Raw genomic sequence first — 14,920 nt, forward strand, 5'->3', positions numbered from 1 at the left:
TTGCTTATGAGCAGACAAGGGCAGTAAGCCAAAAGCTGGCTTACCGCCCCAATCACTCATTCTGTTATGCGTAGATAATCTCGCTGTAAATGATTTCTCTAACTCTGGACTGAATTTCATTCATTTTCTGTACCCACAGCATAGCATTATCTGCTTTCAGTTTCTCGGTCACATTTTCCTGCTCTGCAATTTGCTTTGTCAGCAGGAGCAAACGCTCCTGTGCCTGTCTGTCAATATCTGCAAGGTAGGAGTTTAGTGTACCCTCAATCAGCATTGTGGTATAGAGGAACTGCTTATGCTCCTTTAGATACTGCTTGTGGCGCTGTCCCCACAAACCGATAGGCTGTGTTTCTTCTTCGGAAAGTATCAGACAAGGGATATAATAATCTCCCTGCAATTCATACCATAAACCGTTGCTTTCATCAAAAATGTACTTGTCCATATAATAAATCCTCCAGTATAATATATTCGCACATACGTCACAGTTCTCCGATTGCCACATTCTCTTATATCTTGTTATCAGATTTTCTTGCCCTTGTGTTTGCCCTTATCAGCTTCCAAGGGAAGAATAAACGTAAGTGAAATCGTATAATAAGTTAAGGTGAGCATTTTGCGATAAACCCTTTATTTTCAAGGCTTTCGGAGGATTTTATTAAAACCCTGTGAGGGTTAATAACCACTTATAAAAATGTGGTTTTCAAATTGCAGTTTGTATAACTGGCAACCCAATCACAATTAAATCTTCACAGCTTTGCTAAGCAGGAAATCTGAAATGATATGCTCCCTTTATGAGAGACAGTAAAATAATAAACTGTCATCACGAAGAGAGCATATCTAAAGATTTCCTGCTTTTTTTATTTTATTAAAAAAATTATAATTCTGCAGAAAGTTCATGCATCCAGAAGGACGCAGCATCATATTCTCTTGGTTCAGATAATACTGGAACGGTGAGGACATCGATTGGTACGTAAAGTATTTTAGCCATTTTAGCAAGGATTTCATCACGAGGCTTTCTTGCATCTGCTTCATATTGTGCAATTCTGACATCAGCAGAATCTTCCGGAAAGCCAAGTGCAATACCTAGTTCTTTTTGTGTGAGATGATTTTTCTGTCTCAAATGTTTTAATTTTCTTCCAAACGTAATCATAATAGAAAATCCTTTCTGTAAGTTATTTTGATTGTGCGAGGTGTCAAATGATATATCATTCGGCACCTCTGGTTTTATGATCTTTATTCCCCGGTACTTCCGAAAGCACCAATATCTCTTGCTTCTCCGAGATCCAGAACAAAGTCGGCAATTAGAACGGGAGTGATAACCAGTTGCCCTACACGGGTATCTTTGCTGAGTATTTGGGATTCTGAACTAACATTGCTGATAATGGCATGAATTTCGCCACGATATCCGGAATCAATAGGCGGAAGTTCGCAGACCAATCCTTTTGCAGCCATGCTGCTTCTTGGAAAGACATAACCGGCATATCCATCCGGAATCATGAGCCCAAATCCTAAGGGAATTCTTGCAATCTCTCCTGGCTTTAATGTGCAGTCATAAGGCATATACACATCGGCGCCGGCATCGTTTTCATGAGGTCGGAAGGGATAATGATCTTTCTCTAACCCAAAGTCGATCAATTTAATTTTCATAAACAGCTTCCCTCCCTTCTACGAGCAGAGGATAATCTGCTTTCATTATTTCTAATGGAGACCAGTCTTTTGGGATGGGGATTCCACAGGACATAGCACCTTCTTCACAACATCCCCTTTGGCAGAAAGGACCGGTCAGCTTCGGTGAAAATAACACCGGATCGAATTCATATAGTTTCTGCCAGATGTCCAACATTACAATTCTTGTTTCGTCGGTATTTCTTCTGCAGATACGCTGACTGATCATATGTTTCCACTCATAAGGTGTAGCACAGATGATCAGAATATTTCTTAAAGCATGGGGGAGGGCATAGCCGGCAGAATCATGATGAAATCCCACAGAACACAATTCCTGATAACATCTGAGATCCGATAAGCAGCTTTGCAGATAGAGATCAATGTATCTCTGTTCGGAAAAAAGGATTTCATATGGGATCACAAATGCAGCTTTTTCTGAATAGTTGCTATATTGCAGAGATGCACTCATGAATTTTACTTCATTCTGATGACGAGTGATCTGTGCAAGAAAACGTCTGCTTGCTCCTACAATCGCAACGGTGATCACAGTAAATTTCTGTACGGTTGGATGGGGAAGACTGGCAATCCGGTCTACAGTTTTATCCGTAAAAGATTTCTGATAAAGAGCCATAAGATCATCCATGTTTTGAATGGAATGCCCCTGTTGGGTAAGCCTTGCTGCGAATACCATGTTTTGAGCTGCTTCCTGAATGGTATAACTATTTAAAATCTTTGTCTCAATGTGATCCATAGGCTTGTTCCTCCTTTATCAATGCTTTCAGCAGAATGAGATAGTTGATGCAGTCTGTGATCTTCTCATCCCATTGTTCTAACTCAAATTGGAGCAACGAAGAGTAACACATATCATAGAGAGATACGACATGCTTCGACATCATTCCGGCCAGAGCAGTCTTAGGTGTGCATCCCTGTAATGAGGCAGCAATTTTAAATGCACTCAGGCGATCAATGCGGTCTCCGGTGTATTCTTTTTTCTTGTGTACCAGTACATCGGCACATTTTCGATATTGTTGTTCAAGGACAACATTAAATTCATTTTGTGTCATATTGTAATTCCTCCTTCGTAAAATGATTTATAATTCGGGTTCCCGTGTCTTTTGTTTTTTGGGAACCTGGTTGTGGAGAATTGCTTCCACATTTTTGTCTACGGTTCTTAAATCTTGTGTCAGATCCTTTAGAGATCGGATGGATGATTTTTGCTGGTCGATCTGTTCCTGCAAGCTGGCTTTTTGTTCCTTCAATGTTTTGATAGGAAGCATCTTTCCATCTGGATAAAAAGATTTCAGCCAGTCACGGGCTTCTTCATATGCTTGAATTTCAGCGGTGTGTTCCTTTCGGAATCTGCCTTTGTTTTTCGCTTTTAAAAATTCGGTATAGATTGCTTTCTGTGCAAAATATTGTCCGGTGTAATGAATCTGCCGGTTGATGCTTTTCAAATCTGCATTCATTTCCATAAGCTGATCTGTTGCCTGATCTAACTGTTTTTGAGATTCGGAAAAGGCACTTTTTAATTCGGTTTGGGTATTGTATCCATGTTCTTGCACATAGATAATGGTATTTGCCATTTCCTGAAGATTGGATATTTTTACCCGATGAGCATATCCGGGACTTTGCATTGCTTTCACATTTTTCTGAAGATCTACCACCAACCGTAAATGAGATCTGACATAAAGAATGGTTATCGGATTTTTTCGTAAGAAGAGCTGTTCTAAATGTTCTTTGCCGTATTGAGTTCCTAAAGCCTTCTCTGTAATCCGTTTGTCCCGATCCGGATGGAGATAACGATATCTTCCCCTCTCTTCAATAACGGAAATCTGATATTTTTCAAAAAGCAGAGATTGGAATTCCTGAAAGTTTTTGGAATGCGAGCTGCATTCTTCAATGGCATTTCTGAGTTCCTGCTTCTGTGTTTGAAATGTTGTGGCTGTTGGTTTCAATCCATCGGCAATGATTTTTTTATTTGTCTCTTCTAATTTTTTCTGTCCGGATTTTTGAGCCATATATTCTGCTTGTGGCACTTTAGTTTCAGCCGGAGAGAGAAGATCGATTTGATGAAGTCCCTCTTGGATGCACATATCCATAATTTCCTTTTTGAAATAATCCAGAAATTTATTTGTGGATCGGTGCTTGTATCCGGCTTCATGATCGTGAGGCTGCGTCATATAAGATTCTCTTTTTACTGTGTTTTTACGAACACTATTGATAACAATGTGCGTATGGATATTGCCGGATCCATTGTGACCATCGGTATGTGTCACGATAAGAGCCTGATATCCTGGAAAAATTTTCTTTGCAAGTTCTAAAGATAGAGCCTGTGCTTTTTCTCCCGTCAGATCACATTCAATAGCATCGGCAGGATCATAACTGATGATATAGTGATGACTTTTGATTTCGGATTTGCTTCGGTTCTTTTTAAAATGTTCATTACATTCATAGCATTCAACATCAAAAGTATCGGGATTACAGTTGAGACCATCCATGTATAATTCATCTCTTCGCAGTGGTCGATTAAATTCATCAAGAATCATTTTTCCGGTTGATTCATCATGTTGAAAGATGAGATAATCCAGAGCATCTGAATAGTTTGCATTTCGACTTTTAATATGTTTCACTATTGCCATGATAATCACCTATTACTTTTAGCAGTTCTTTTTTTAATCTATAGAGATCGTAAAGGCATTGCTGGATTTCATTTGCTACAGATTTAGAGTACGCTCCTCCAGTGTTAAAATACTTTGCAATCTGATTAAGATTAGAGCCGATTTTTCCATACTCTGCTAAGAGCATTTTTACTGTTTTGCTTTCAATGACAACCTCATAGTGTATGGCCATTTTGTGATCTAAAATCAGGTTTCTCAGATAATCAGAACGTGATAATTTTGCCTGAGAAGCGGCATGATTGACTAACTCTAATTCAATGTCACTTAATCTTAAACAGATGATATTAGAGTGTTTCATTTCATTTCTTTTTTTCTTCGGTGCCATGTTCCTCCTTTCTTAATTTGGCACTTCCAACTTTATGGCACTCCACAAGAAATATCAGCTGTCCCTTCTGATACTTCTGGTGTTGCGTACACATTTTATGTGGAAGCCAATCTGACATTTTGCAAATGTCAGTATCGAGGGTATGGGGAGCGAAATCCACATCAAGATAAAACTCAAAGTAATAGGAAAGCCAAAATGGCGATACCGTATTACTGAGTGGATCTTGCTCTTGAAAGATTAACCCTCTCATATATCGAAATGCTCAGAGGGGAAAATACAGGGCGAGATAGAAAAAAAGTTAAAAAACTGTTATACTACAATTCAGAATCAATCAAAAAACGATTTTGAGAATAAAAGTATGAAGAAAATGATAAAACTAATTTGCCTTATGAGACAGAAACTAGACGTTTACCTCTTCCAGGTGTGCGTAGGACAACAAGATATCAGGCGATAGATGAAAGGGGGAAGGAAATGCATTATGTAACATCAAAAGGCATTCTATCGGCATCCAATGGAATGAATCTATACCGGGGATGCACGCATGGTTGCATTTATTGTGATTCAAGAAGTGATTGCTATCATATGAATCATGCATTTGAAGATATTGAAGTAAAACAGAATGCACTTGAGTTGCTAGAGGATGCCCTGAAAAGAAAACGGAAGCGATGTATGATAGGTACCGGAGCAATGACCGATCCATATATCCCATTGGAAAATGACTTGCGGTATGTGAGAAAATCATTGTCACTTGCTGAAAAATATGGGTTTGGGTTTACCCTGATTACGAAATCAACCCAAGTGCTTCGTGACTTAGATATTTTAAAAAAAATCAATGAAAAAACGAAATGTGTCGTACAGATGACATTAACTACTTACGATGAACAGTTGTGTCGGAAATTAGAGCCTAATGTCAGTACAACCAAAGAACGGTATGAAGCGTTAAAGATTTTGCATCAAGAGGGCATTCCTACGGTTGTATGGTTATGTCCAATCTTGCCGTTTATTAACGATACTGAAGAAAATCTGCGTGGTATATTAAATTATTGCGTTGAAACAAAAGTGTATGGGATTATAAATTTTGGTATGGGTTTGACTTTACGAGAAGGGAATCGTGAATATTTCTATAAACAATTGGATCGTCTGTTTCCTGGACTGAAAGGAAAATATATTGCCTATTATGGGAATCAATATATTTTGCCAAGCCCAAATGAAAACCATCTACGGAAGATATTCAATCAAACATGTGACAAATACCATATTGTTCATGATAATGATAAAGTGTTTGAATATCTGCGTACCTATGAAGAAAAAGATAAGTGTGAGCAACTATCACTTTTTGATTTTATATAGATGGAATTCTTAATCATCTTGATTTGTTGGACGAATGTTGAAATTATTATGAAACAGACTTTTGATGATGCAAAACAGAATTTGAAACTTGATGGATGGATCGCGCAGATCTGTCAGCATGAATTGGATCATTGGGAAGGAATATTGATATAAGCAGCGTAAAATTTACAGGAGAAATGGTTTATGAAAACAGAGAGAACAGATGAGTTGTACAAGGTTTTACTTACCAAAGGATATCCAAAAGAACTTTGTTCAGAAATAGCTTACAATATTTTGAATACTGATTATACGGCGACTAGAATGTTAGGATACTTGTATCGTTACACGGAACCTAGAATAGAAGATGTAATAGATGAGATGATAGCAATTTTAAGTGACCGGGAAGAATTCATAAAGAAAAAAGAAATGGAACAGGCACAGGCCGTTATAAACGAGATTTATAGAAATGGGTTGTGATATAAAATATGAAAATAAAATAATTCAATATGAATATTAGTAATTTGTAACGATAGTTGTCGAAGAAAAGTCTTTGACAACTATTTTTTTAACTTTTTATCATAATCACCCTGTAAAATCCATTGATTTCCTTTCGTTATATGAGAAGACAAATTTGTTTTCTTTCTTATTTATAAATGGAAAGGAGTTTTGTGAAATGGGTTTTGCAAGAAAAGATGTGGAAGCTACTAAGAAAATGGAAAAGAAGTTCGTGAGATATCCAGAAGGTGCGGAGAAATACAGTTTAGGATTGACAAAATTTCAGGCATTAGCAAAAGAGGCGAAAGCAGTCTATAAAATTGATAAAGTAGCTTTAGTTAATTGTGAGATATTTGAAAAATATTTGGAAACATTCCGAGAGTATTAAAATTTTAAGAGAGAAAATAAGAGAGAAGAACTTCTATAGTTTTCTGCATTTTTAATTGACTTTATGTCATACAGAAAGTATAATGTTGGTATAGGAGGTATAAGAGCTGAAATGAAAAAGATGGGAAGACCAAAATCAGACAATGCAAAGAAGAAAGTATTAAGCATTCGTGTTCCTGATCAGCTATATTCCCAGATGCTTGCATACGCCGAACAACATAAAATGACTACAACGGACATTGTCCTAAAAGGGGTAGAGATACTTTTATCCGAGCAGAAAAAATAGTGAGTGCTTCTCTCTTAAGAGGAGGAAACTATTATGGCGAAAGTTAGAAAAGATTTGCGAGGAAGATCTTTACGCAAAGGAGAAGTACAAAGATCATCAGATAAAAGATATATGTACACCTATACAGACCCGATGGGCAGACGTAAATTTATATATGCTAACGATCTGGCAGAACTAAGAGAGAAAGAAGCTAAACTGATGAAGGATCAGTTGGACGGATTGGATCTCTACGTTGCTGGCAAGGCAAGTGTGAATGATACGTTTGATCGGTATATGTCCACGAAGTATAATTTGCGTGAATCTACAAAAAGTTCATATTTATATACGTACGATCATTATGTACGTGATACCTTTGGAAAAAAGCGGATTGCTGATATAAAGTATTCTGATGTATTGCAGTTTTATTATTATCTTCTTAATGAAGTAAAAATTTCATTAGGAACTTTAGATACTGTTCATTGTTTGCTTCATCCAACATTTCAGTTGGCAGTGCGGGATGAGATCATACGAAATAATCCTACTGATGGAGTAATGAAAGAAATCAGCAGAGAATCCGGGAAGAACAGAGGAATCAGACATGCATTGACAGTAGAGCAGCAAAGAGCATTTATGGAATATATTGCGAACCATCCGATATATTATCATTGGTGGCCTATGTTTACGGTGTTGCTTGGAACAGGATGTAGAATTGGTGAGGCATTAGGGCTTCGATGGCAAGACCTAGATTATGACAAAAGAACAATCAGTATCAATCACAGTTTGAGTTATTATCAAAAACCAGAAAGCAACAAAAGTGTATTGAGAATATCCAAACCTAAAACGGAAGCGGGAATTCGTACAATTCCAATGTTAGATATTGTGAAAGATGCTTTTGAAATGCTTTATGAAGAACAACTGGAAAATGGTTTTAATGAATCAGAAATTGATGGAATGTCAGGATTTATTTTTTGTAATCGTTTTGGAATGGTTCCAAATCCACAAACAGTCAATCATACGATTAAGCGTATAGCAAATAGTTATAATGCAGACGAAGTGGTGCGAGCTAAAAAAGAACGCAGAGATCCTATTATACTACCTAATTTTTCTTGCCATCATCTGAGACATACTTTTTGTACACGACTTTGCGAAAATGAAACAAATTTAAAAGTTATTCAATCCATTATGGGACATAGAAACATTGAAACAACGATGGACATTTATGCGGAAGCAACAGAAGAAAAGAAACAAGAATCATTCGAGAATTTAGCAGCAAAATTAGATATTTTTTGAGAAGTGCTTAGTAAAACGGATGACAACAATTTGTTTGGTTTACAGCAAATTGACAACAAAGATAATTTAATAATGACGAATAGTGAAGTAATTATAAGGTTTATAAATTTAGAAAAAATAGTACAGTGACGCATCCCGAAGAATCATGAAGAAAACGTGAAATCTTTCCCGACAATGAAGAGTCTTGACTCTGACAAAAAAGCAGGAAAATCCGGAGCAGTAGAAGAAGCAACTGCAAACGACAACAACGGATTCTTCAAAGACAATGCGAAGATTGACTTCTCCAACGTAAAGGTTGAGCCTTTATTTGAAGAAGAGGTTGATTTCGATACATTCAGCAAATCTGATTTCCGTGCCGTAAAGGTTAAAGAGTGTGTAGCAGTTCCGAAGAGCAAGAAGCTCCTTCAGTTCACACTGGATGACGGAACAGGTACAGACAGAACCATTTTAAGCGGTATTCACGCTTATTATGAGCCAGAAGAGTTAGTTGGAAAGACACTGATTGCAATCACCAACCTTCCGCCAAGAAAGATGATGGGAATCGAGTCTTGCGGTATGCTGCTTTCAGCAGTGAATAACCTGAAGGATTCAGAGGATGAAGAACTGCATCTTCTGATGGTTGATAACCATATTCCGGCAGGTGCGAAGCTGTATTAAGATGATGTAAAAATGTACCGTTTCACCAAATAGACGGGACGTACTTCATTTGATAAAAAACAGCGATTTACATCAAACTTACATCAATTGATGCAGAAATCGGTGCAAGCAAGAAAAAATCGCATAATTAGTGCAATGAGTGGGCAATTCCAATCGGAGTTGCCCATTTTTAAAACAAACAGAAATACAAATCGAGATTTTGTGGAGGGTTTATGGAAATAAAATATTTGGAGTGGAACTTGCATGCAATGGGTGGAATAGGATATGAGATTCCATCATTTATTAGTAATTATATTAACTCTGTAGATATATTTGTTTTAGTTGAATTTTGCACATCAAATGGTTGGGGAGAATTTAAACATGATATAGAGAAAGAGTTTGATCTATATTGTTCTCCATTTGTTTCAAAAAGGTATAACCAAGTTTGTATTGGCGTACGTAGAAACTTAATGTACAAGTTAATTGCAGTTAAGACTGTAGATGTCTGTGATGTTAATCGTCCTGAGTTTTTACAAGTTGATATTGAAATTGAAAATAAGAAGTTAAGTATTATCGGTACTCGAATTAAAACAGAAAGTGGCACGAAGTTAATTCAATATAATTATTTAAAAGGTTGCTTTAAAAATATAGATAGATTTTTGTGTTTGGGGGATTTTAATTGTGTTCATAAGACATTATCCGAATGTTTTTCATTAGTTGCTGAGGTATATGGTCCAAGGATAGTTAATGATTACCATAGTTTTGTGTTTAAGGATGGAGATAGTGTTGGCTTAGACTGGCTTGTTGAAAAAGGTTTAGATTCTGTATACAACGGATATAAAGATGTAAAATATAGTCCTATTGCTACATATGATTGGAGCTTTCTTACGGAAGAAAATGGATATTTGGGAAAAACAGAATATGACTATTTGGGAATTAAAGGTTTGCCAGACCATGCTATATTAAAAGGAATGGTTAAAATTTAAGGATTCTTAGAAGTGAAACTTCCAGTTTGCCAACTTGCCCTTTGAGAGAGGAGAAATCCTTTTCTCAAAGGTTTTTTTCTATTTATACGGATATTCGCAAACTACAAGATAAAGCCAAAACTTCATATACTCTAAGCACAAGGAGGTTGAGGTTTGGCTATGAACAACAGTTTAGCAGAAGTACACCCGGAGCTTGTTTCGGAGTGGTCAGAGAAGAATTTACCGCTTACACCTGATGATATTACCTTTGGTTCAAATAAAAAAGTATGGTGGAGAGGTGCTTGCGGTCATGAATGGCAGGCAAGTGTTAAGGCTCGTTCTAATGGAGAAAAATGCCCGATATGTTCCGGTGCGAGAGTGATTGCAGGGATTAACGATTTGGCAACATTAGAGCCGCTACTGGAAAAGCAGTGGTCGGAAAAGAATAAGATAAAACCGACAGAAGTTTCTATTGGTTCTCATAAGAAAGTAATTTGGAGATGTGAGAAAGGACACGAGTGGGAAGCTGCTGTTAAGAGCAGGACAATAAATAAAACAGGTTGCCCATATTGTTCCCATAATAAAGTGTTGGCAGGATTTAATGACCTTGCAACACTTCAGCCGGATATAGCTGCCGAGTGGTCGGATAGAAATTATCCGTTACTTCCAACTCAGGTTACGGTCTTTGCCAATCGTAAGGCTTGGTGGAAGTGTAAGGATTGCGGCAGAAAGTGGAACACTCTTATTTCTACCCGTTCCGGTGGGAGCAAATGCCCGTATTGCAGTGGGTACATATTCCTGAAAGGGTTTAACGATTTGCAGACAACACACCCTGAAATTGCTTTGGAGTGGTCAGAAAAGAACTTGCCGTTGAAGCTCGATACAATCGGCAAGAATATAAGAAAGTTCCGACTTGCGAGGAAATTACGCCAAGAAGATTTGGCTGAGAAAACAGATTTGACAACAAATTATATTGGTATGGTTGAGCGTGGAGAGAAAATTCCGTCACTCGAAACTTTCATAAAGATAGTAAATGCTTTAGGTGTATCATCAGATATGGTTCTTACAGATGTTCTGGAAACGGGATATACAGTCAAGAACTCAATGCTGAATGAGAAGCTTGAAAAACTTGCTCCTGAAGATAGAAACAGAATTTATGAAGTCATAGATACACTTGTGAAGCAGTCAAAGCAAATACTTCCATAAAACGCAGAAGTTCGTCCTAATCGACGAGCTTTCTTTTTTTCAGTATAAAAAATTTCTGCTATCGACAAATTTTTCGGGACTTCGACAGAGCAAATATGCTATAACAACAACTGTCAGTGACAGACACATACTAATAGACATAGGAGGAAGTAGATGTGAACGACATTTTCAGACAAATAGCGAAAGAAAATGGAACAACCGAAAAAGCAGTAAAAGAGGAAATGCAGTTTGCCATTCGGGAAGCAATGAAAAGTGCTGAACCGGAAGCAATAGCTTTTTGGAAAGTAGTTGCACCGGACGGAAAAGAGCCGCCGATAGAAAAGGTCATAGCAATGATTGCATTGAATGTTAATAATAGAATGTATAATTGAGGTGCTTCGGCATCTCTTTTTTAGTATTCTTTAAAAGAGTCGTATTAGGTGTTTGTAAAAAGTGACACCTTAGTGCCTGAAAGGTTACATTTCTGTCCGAAATCTTGAAATGCCTGAAAATTTAATATATAATGTTAAATGGTTAACTGTAACGAAGAAGAATTATAAGATGAAGAGGTGTTACTGATGAAGATATGCTATAACAAACTTCAAAAACTTATGATTGACAATCAAATGAAAAGACAGGATTTAATGCGTGCAGCCGAAATTACATCATACGCTGCAACGAAGATAAATAAGAATGAGCCAGTATCTCTTGAAGTACTGATGAGGATATGTCGGGTGTTTCATTGCGACATCGGAGATATATGCGAAGTTATTTTAGATGAATAAAGAAAAGTGGATTTTACTGGGACGGAATAGGAGCTGTTTATATGTTTAATTATGGAAATGCAAACGAAGCTCAAAAAGAAGCAATAAGTGCCACAGACGGTCTTGTGCTTATCACAGCAGGACCCGGTACAGGTAAAACATTTACACTTGTTAAGAGGGCGGTTTATCTTATTCAAGAATGTGGCATAAAACCTGAACAAATAATGATGGCTACTTTTACGGAAAAGGCAGCTAAAGAACTTATAACCCGTATTACAAATGAGTTAGCAGAAAGGAATATTTCTGTCAATGTAAATGAAATGTATATTGGTACATTTCACTCTTTATGTTTGAGGATTATAAAAGAGAATTTAGAGTTTACAAGACTTAAACGAAATTATCGTTTACTTGATACTTTCGACCAAAAGTATCTTGTGTTTAGAAATTTTCATAAATTCAAGAATATAGAGGGAATTGATGAGCTTCTTTCAAAGGGAGGTTCTTGGAAACGGTCTGATGAGATTTGCACATATGTCAACCATTTGTCTGAAGAAATGGTTGATATTGAAGCATTGAAGTCAGATGATAATCCTGGGATAAGAACACTTGGAAGAGTGCTGTCTGTTTATCAAGAAATGCTTGAGGAAGGAAATTTGATTGATTTCTCAACAATTCAGACTGAATGTTACAAATTGCTTATGCAGAATAAACAGATATTAGAAGAATTACAAGATAAACTGCAATATCTTATGATAGATGAATATCAGGATACAAATTACATACAGGAACAGATAGTGTTTTTGCTTGGAGCTAAACATCATAATATATGCGTTGTAGGAGATGATGACCAAGGTTTATATCGTTTTAGGGGTGCAACTATCCGTAATATACTTGAATTTCCGCACAAATTTGAAAATGAGGGATGTAAGATTATTCCGCTGGTAGTAAATTATCGTTCTAATAGTGATATTGTGGATTTTTATAACGAATGGATATCAACTACATCGGGGCATAAATTCAAATTTTCTTGGGATAGATATCGCTATCAAAAGAAAATTGAGCCACACGTAAAGTCCGATATACAAAGTCCTGCGGTAGTAAAATTATTTAGCAAAGATGATGAAGATGAGTGGCATGAGAAAATACTTGGTTTTATTAAGGAGTTAAAAGAATCAGGAAAGCTTACGGATTACAACCAACTGGCTTTTTTATTCAGCTCGGTTAAGCATCAGCGAGTAACAGCACTTGCAAATTTTTTGGAGAGAAATGGAATAAATGTCTATTCTCCCCGTTCAGATATGTTTTTCAAACGTGATGAGATAAAACTGGCATTGGGGTGTTTAATGCTTATGTTTCCTAAATATGTAATGAAACTTGAAAAACAAGAATTTGATTTTTTGCAGGTAGAACATTACCGATATTATAGGGAATGCATTGTTGCTGCTAATGAATATGTTACTAGGGCGGATAATAAAGAACTATTACAGTTTATTAGAAAACACGGCAAAGTACACGCAGGGTTGACTGGAACGACGGATTATGCTTATTCAGGATTGCTTTATAAGTTGTTTATGTTTAGACCTTTTAGCGATATTCTTGATACAGATATGAGTGTAGGTGTTGTTGATATTCGACCTACAAGAAATCTTGCTTTACTTACACAGATAATCGGTAAGTTTGAGTATCTGCATAGAGTTGATGTATTTAATGGTTCATATATTGATAGAAACACAGAACTACTTTTTAATCTTTATTTAAAACTACTTTATGACGGTGGAATATCTGAGTATGAGGACGAGGCGGAGTATGCACCGAGTGGTTGTGTGTCATTCCTTACAATACATCAATCTAAAGGAATGGAGTTCCCAATTGTATTGGTGGATTCTTTAAGTAATGTACCGAGAAAAACATATAAAGACCTTATGACAGAAGTCGAGGAAAAATATTTCCATAGACCGGCATTTGAACCTTATGACCAAACAAAGTATTTTGATTTTTGGAGATTATACTATACGGCTTTTTCAAGGGCACAGAATTTGCTCGTACTTACCTGCGATGAAAATAAACGTACTCCAAGCCAATACTTTAGAGATATTTATGATGAAATTCAGAGTGTGGATAGTGACGAATTTGATTTAAGCGAATTTTTTTTTCAATCTGTAAAGAAGGTAAATTTGAAAAATTCCTTTTCGTTTACTTCTCACATTACAGTTTATGAAACTTGTGCTTTACAGTATAAGTTCTATAAGGAACTTGAATTTATGCCTGTTCGACAGAACGCTATGATGTTCGGTACTTTGGTTCATGAAACCATTGAAGATATTCATAGAGCTGCTATCAGAGGAGAAGTCGATAAAATCACTAACGATAATATTGCTACTTGGTTTGAGTCAAATTATAATTCGCTTGTTAAGTCGGAGCATACTTATTTGGCTGAGCCACAGCGTAATGCAGCACTCAGTCAAGTAGAACGATATGCAAAGAGAATGGACGGCAAATGGGCATCTGTTCAGCAGGCTGAGGTAGATGTAAGTCTTGTTAAAGAGGACTATATCATAGATGGTAAGATTGACCTTGTCAAAGGCGTTGACGGTACAGTTGAAATAGTTGATTTCAAATCTGAGCGAAAGCCAGATATGGTTAAGATGCGAGAAAGGTTAGAACATTATCGTAGACAATTACAAATCTATGCTTATCTTATTGAACAGAGAACCGGACAGAAGGTAAGCAAAATGCATCTCTACTATACGGGAGAAGAAAATGGTAATCCGATGATAACATATCCTTATACAAGGACTGCTATTGAAGGAACAGTTGCAGCTTTTGATGATACTGTACATAAAATTCTGAGGAAGGATTTTAAGCATCGTTGCGATGATGCGAAAACTTGTAAGAACTGCGATTTTCGATACTACTGCAATAAGTAACGAGAGGTAGAG

The 14,920-nt window shown here is 36.7% G+C and carries 19 protein-coding genes; 12 read left to right on the top strand and 7 right to left on the bottom strand.

Features of this window, described 5'->3' with window-relative positions; genetic code table 11:
• Nucleotides 1–64 precede the first annotated feature (64 nt).
• The 7 genes from DW125_RS07210 to DW125_RS07240 all read right to left on the bottom strand — a co-directional run bounded on the left by DW125_RS07210 (nucleotide 65) and on the right by DW125_RS07240 (nucleotide 4,665).
• On the bottom strand, nucleotides 65–442 hold the full coding sequence (locus DW125_RS07210; RefSeq protein WP_008976875.1) for a TnpV protein: 378 nt from the start codon (nucleotides 440–442) through the stop codon (nucleotides 65–67).
• Nucleotides 443–871: 429 nt separating this feature from the next.
• Nucleotides 872–1,147, bottom strand: coding sequence for a helix-turn-helix domain-containing protein (locus DW125_RS07215; protein ID WP_008976874.1), 276 nt, complete (start codon nucleotides 1,145–1,147; stop codon nucleotides 872–874).
• 83 nt (nucleotides 1,148–1,230) lie between these two features.
• A complete protein-coding gene (locus tag DW125_RS07220; RefSeq protein WP_008976873.1) occupies nucleotides 1,231–1,644 on the bottom strand; it encodes a dUTP diphosphatase in 414 nt (137 codons plus the stop codon).
• The gene (locus DW125_RS07225) at nucleotides 1,634–2,413 is read right to left on the bottom strand and encodes an FAD-dependent thymidylate synthase (RefSeq protein WP_008976872.1); all 780 of its coding nucleotides are present in this window, start codon (nucleotides 2,411–2,413) and stop codon (nucleotides 1,634–1,636) included. Before DW125_RS07225 ends, DW125_RS07220 begins: the two co-directional genes overlap by 11 nt.
• A complete protein-coding gene (locus DW125_RS07230; RefSeq protein WP_008976871.1) occupies nucleotides 2,400–2,726 on the bottom strand; it encodes a hypothetical protein in 327 nt (108 codons plus the stop codon). The genes DW125_RS07225 and DW125_RS07230 overlap by 14 nt, the downstream gene beginning before the upstream one ends.
• Before the next feature lie 27 nt (nucleotides 2,727–2,753).
• The gene (locus DW125_RS07235) at nucleotides 2,754–4,301 is read right to left on the bottom strand and encodes a relaxase/mobilization nuclease domain-containing protein (protein ID WP_008976870.1); all 1,548 of its coding nucleotides are present in this window, start codon (nucleotides 4,299–4,301) and stop codon (nucleotides 2,754–2,756) included.
• The gene (locus tag DW125_RS07240; protein ID WP_008976869.1) at nucleotides 4,279–4,665 is read right to left on the bottom strand and encodes a plasmid mobilization protein; all 387 of its coding nucleotides are present in this window, start codon (nucleotides 4,663–4,665) and stop codon (nucleotides 4,279–4,281) included. The genes DW125_RS07235 and DW125_RS07240 overlap by 23 nt, the downstream gene beginning before the upstream one ends.
• 471 nt (nucleotides 4,666–5,136) lie before the next feature.
• Here DW125_RS07240 and DW125_RS07250 point away from each other — a divergent pair, with 471 nt between their 5' ends.
• The 12 genes from DW125_RS07250 to DW125_RS07310 all read left to right on the top strand — a co-directional run bounded on the left by DW125_RS07250 (nucleotide 5,137) and on the right by DW125_RS07310 (nucleotide 14,908).
• Nucleotides 5,137–6,015, top strand: coding sequence for an SPL family radical SAM protein (locus DW125_RS07250; protein WP_008976868.1), 879 nt, complete (start codon nucleotides 5,137–5,139; stop codon nucleotides 6,013–6,015).
• 48 nt (nucleotides 6,016–6,063) lie between these two features.
• Nucleotides 6,064–6,168 (top strand): peptide deformylase, encoded by a 105-nt coding sequence (locus DW125_RS07255; RefSeq protein ID WP_242992912.1) that lies wholly within the window; start codon nucleotides 6,064–6,066, stop codon nucleotides 6,166–6,168.
• A 30-nt stretch (nucleotides 6,169–6,198) separates the two neighbouring features.
• A complete protein-coding gene (locus tag DW125_RS07260; RefSeq protein ID WP_008976867.1) occupies nucleotides 6,199–6,471 on the top strand; it encodes a hypothetical protein in 273 nt (90 codons plus the stop codon).
• 196 nt (nucleotides 6,472–6,667) lie between these two features.
• The gene (locus DW125_RS07265) at nucleotides 6,668–6,877 is read left to right on the top strand and encodes a DUF6462 family protein (protein ID WP_008976866.1); all 210 of its coding nucleotides are present in this window, start codon (nucleotides 6,668–6,670) and stop codon (nucleotides 6,875–6,877) included.
• Between the two features lie 111 nt (nucleotides 6,878–6,988).
• On the top strand, nucleotides 6,989–7,162 hold the full coding sequence (locus DW125_RS14090) for a hypothetical protein (RefSeq protein WP_004606461.1): 174 nt from the start codon (nucleotides 6,989–6,991) through the stop codon (nucleotides 7,160–7,162).
• Nucleotides 7,163–7,195: 33 nt separating this feature from the next.
• Nucleotides 7,196–8,431: a site-specific integrase gene (locus DW125_RS07270; protein WP_004606460.1), complete on the top strand. Its 1,236-nt coding sequence runs from the start codon at nucleotides 7,196–7,198 to the stop codon at nucleotides 8,429–8,431.
• Between the two features lie 156 nt (nucleotides 8,432–8,587).
• Nucleotides 8,588–9,088 carry a hypothetical protein gene (locus DW125_RS07275; protein ID WP_242992913.1) on the top strand — a complete coding sequence of 167 codons (501 nt, stop codon included), beginning with the start codon at nucleotides 8,588–8,590 and terminating at the stop codon, nucleotides 9,086–9,088.
• Between the two features lie 212 nt (nucleotides 9,089–9,300).
• The gene (locus tag DW125_RS07285) at nucleotides 9,301–10,053 is read left to right on the top strand and encodes a hypothetical protein (protein ID WP_117537639.1); all 753 of its coding nucleotides are present in this window, start codon (nucleotides 9,301–9,303) and stop codon (nucleotides 10,051–10,053) included.
• A 159-nt stretch (nucleotides 10,054–10,212) separates the two neighbouring features.
• Nucleotides 10,213–11,238 (top strand): zinc-ribbon domain-containing protein, encoded by a 1,026-nt coding sequence (locus DW125_RS07295; protein WP_117537643.1) that lies wholly within the window; start codon nucleotides 10,213–10,215, stop codon nucleotides 11,236–11,238.
• Between the two features lie 155 nt (nucleotides 11,239–11,393).
• Nucleotides 11,394–11,609 carry a hypothetical protein gene (locus DW125_RS07300; RefSeq protein ID WP_117537645.1) on the top strand — a complete coding sequence of 72 codons (216 nt, stop codon included), beginning with the start codon at nucleotides 11,394–11,396 and terminating at the stop codon, nucleotides 11,607–11,609.
• Nucleotides 11,610–11,795: 186 nt separating this feature from the next.
• Entirely contained in the window at nucleotides 11,796–12,002 is a 207-nt protein-coding gene (locus DW125_RS07305) for a helix-turn-helix domain-containing protein (protein WP_117537647.1), read from the top strand.
• A 41-nt stretch (nucleotides 12,003–12,043) separates the two neighbouring features.
• Nucleotides 12,044–14,908: an ATP-dependent helicase gene (locus DW125_RS07310; protein WP_117537652.1), complete on the top strand. Its 2,865-nt coding sequence runs from the start codon at nucleotides 12,044–12,046 to the stop codon at nucleotides 14,906–14,908.
• Nucleotides 14,909–14,920 lie beyond the last annotated feature (12 nt).

The sequence above is a fragment of the Dorea sp. AM10-31 genome (genome assembly GCF_003435815.1).
In the GTDB taxonomy this organism is placed as follows: Bacteria; Bacillota; Clostridia; order Lachnospirales; family Lachnospiraceae; genus Dorea_D; species Dorea_D hominis.